2 protein-coding genes are annotated in these 2,341 nt (G+C 41.8%); both read left to right on the top strand.

Annotation, left to right across the window (positions count from 1 at the left end; all coding sequences use genetic code 11):
- The first annotated feature begins 457 nt into the window (after positions 1–457).
- Positions 458–796 carry a hypothetical protein gene (locus WBJ10_RS03990; protein WP_424288259.1) on the top strand — a complete coding sequence of 113 codons (339 nt, stop codon included), beginning with the start codon at positions 458–460 and terminating at the stop codon, positions 794–796.
- 45 nt (positions 797–841) lie between these two features.
- On the top strand, positions 842–2,083 hold the full coding sequence (locus WBJ10_RS03985; RefSeq protein ID WP_424288258.1) for a hypothetical protein: 1,242 nt from the start codon (positions 842–844) through the stop codon (positions 2,081–2,083).
- Positions 2,084–2,341 lie beyond the last annotated feature (258 nt).

Below are 2,341 nucleotides of genomic sequence, written 5' to 3'. Positions count from 1 at the left end.
CAGGCGTTGTGCAATGTAGCCGGTGACACCGGTGAGGAGGATTTTCATAAGTAGGGGTGTTTCTGATGCAGATACGAGATTTACTTGCTGCTGGTTTAAAAACTGTGACAAGTTTAATTCCACATCTGTAATTCGAAATCAATTTACTACTTATAAACCATAGTCAAAGAGAGCAGCCGGAACAAAATAGCCCTCCCTTACGCAGGCTTCTAAAATTGGGGAGAGTTCGAACAGTTCAGTAAGAACCTTGTGGAGATTGAATTCGTTTAAAAATTTATTTGCACATCCCGATCTTTATTCTTTACTTTGAAGTTCAAAGTACTTTATATAATGAGAAACATACAGAAACACTTCATCACAGAAACTTCATGAGCAAATTTTTTTACACTATTGCTTTGCATCGCAAAGTACTTTAACTAAACACCAAGAAAAATCAGTAAATTAAAGCTAAATTAAAATGGTACACACACAAAATCCACAAAAACCAATCAGTGAAGCTGGTCCGATAGCAGCCGCCATGTTGCTGGGAGCAGGTTTTGCTCTGCTGGCAATTTCAGTATTTGTTTTCGGAGTAGAAAACCCGCCTGCCGAATGGGGCAGATTCTGGATGATCCGGCCGCTCATTATTACGCCACTGGCAGGAGCAACTGGCGGAGCATTATATCATGTATTAGACCGTTTGCGTGCGAGAGGTAATATCAGCGGAAATGTGGCTGTAATCTTAAGCTTGATTATATATGTCATTGGCCTCTGGATGGGTATCGTGTTAGGACTCGCTGGAACGATGTGGGATTAATCTCTTTAGACTAATAGACAAATTTTAAAGTATTAAAATAAAGAAATGAAAGACGAAATTATTGCCCATCAGAATGATCCGCGTGTTCTTGAACAGATGTACCGGATTAACAAATCTGCTTTCAAGCGGGAATTTACATCTTTGTACCCTGAACTTAAAGGAAATGTTCTGGCTGAGTACTGGAATGAGCGCCTGAATTTTGAAAAGGAGGATATCAACTGGGGCACTCGCAACGAGCTGGTATTTGTAATTGTTGCTTCCTTCATAGCAGGTTTTATCGCTAAGATGCCTGCGATTTTCGCTTTAGATGAAGAGTTTTTCTATCCCCGGAATATCGGCTTTATCGCCTTTCCATTGCTGGCGGCATATTTTGCCTGGAGAAATAAGCTTTCAACAGGGAAAATTGCCATTATTGCCGGTGCCATTCTCGTGGGTTTGATCTTCATCAATTCCCTTCCGGGGAAGGAAACGGACACACTAGTTCTATCCTGCATTCACCTGCTTCTGTTTCTCTGGGCAGTCCTTGGCTTTGCTTTTGTTGGGGAAGCGGGAAATAATGAGACCAGGCGGCTTCTTTACCTGAAATACAATGGCGACCTGGTTGTTATCTGTGCCCTTATCGGGATATCAGGACTGCTCATGTCAGGTATTACAGTAGGATTATTTTCGCTGATCGGTTTTAATATTGAAGAATTTTACTTTCAAAATATCGGCGTTTTCGGGCTTGCCGCGATACCAATTGTAGGCACCTATTTAACCCAGACTAATCCGCAACTGGTAGGCCGGGTTTCACCGGTGATTGCAAAGATATTTAGTCCTTTGGTCCTGGTCATGCTGGTCATTTACCTCGGTGCGATGTTATATTCAGGGAAAGACCCTTATAACGATAGAGAATTCCTGATGATATTTAATGCCCTCCTGATCGGTGTAATGGCTATCATCTTCTTTTCGGTAGCGGAAACTTCAGGGTCTGGCAAAAGCCGGGCGGGGGTGTGGGTGCTGCTTCTCTTATCCATCGTAACTATTATCGTTAATGGCGTAGCGCTTTCTGCTATCATATTCCGGATTTCTGAAATGGGATTCACACCTAACCGCAGCGCAGTTCTTGGAGCCAATTTTCTTATATTGATAAACCTGCTTCTCGTAAGTGTACAGCTTTTTGGAGTAATAGCGAAGAAATCCGATATCAGTGGAGTAGGGAAAGTGATGGCACGGTACCTGCCGGTTTATTTGGTGTGGACGATTATTGTGACGTTTTTGTTTCCGTTGATCTTTGGGTTTAAATAAGTAGGTTTCATAATTGTCGAATTTTACCGCAAAGTATGATATTGAGGCGCTGCGCTAAAAACTGATTAATAGCTAAAGGCTAATTTACCGCAGAGGGCGCAAAGGTTTTCGCAAAGGACGCAAAGAATGGTTGACTCGTCCTGAATTAGGTTGACAGTTTTTTTATAAAGATAAATACATTTATTGTTGTTGTCGTGTTAAGATGTGGGGAACGCGTAGCGTTGTCCACATCTTAACACGTTTTTCTTTTTTTGCTTC

It is taken from the genome of Daejeonella sp. (genome assembly GCF_049655485.1).
Classification (GTDB): Bacteria; Bacteroidota; Bacteroidia; order Sphingobacteriales; family Sphingobacteriaceae; genus Daejeonella.
Note: the sequence above shows the minus strand (reverse complement) of the source record. Positions and strands in the feature narration are given on the sequence as shown.